General features: G+C 53.6%; 1 protein-coding gene. It reads right to left on the minus strand.

Annotated features, from left to right (window positions below):
• The coding region (locus FN960_RS24745; protein ID WP_368854078.1) for a nucleotide-binding domain containing protein at positions 1–210 on the minus strand (210 nt) is incomplete at its 3' end.
• Positions 211–239 lie beyond the last annotated feature (29 nt).

Raw genomic sequence — 239 nt, forward strand, 5'->3', positions numbered from 1 at the left:
TTGTGCACCGTATTGCTGTTGAATTGCTGCCAATGCGTCAGTGCTGGCGGTGGCAAAAACCAGTGGAGCAAGTACACTTTCCTGGCCCAGAACCCACTCTGCCAGTTCGTGTGCATAAGCGGCCAGAGTTTCAATTGAGAGGCAGCGTGCCACATCAACTTCACGGGCTGGTGCAATTTGACGGTAATGTGCTACCTGGCGGTTGGTCATTTGAGAGCATGAACCGGAGAGCACTACGC

The sequence above is a fragment of the Alkalicoccobacillus porphyridii genome, from assembly GCF_007293315.1.
GTDB classification, from domain to species: domain Bacteria; phylum Bacillota; class Bacilli; order Bacillales; family Bacillaceae_D; genus Alkalicoccobacillus; species Alkalicoccobacillus porphyridii.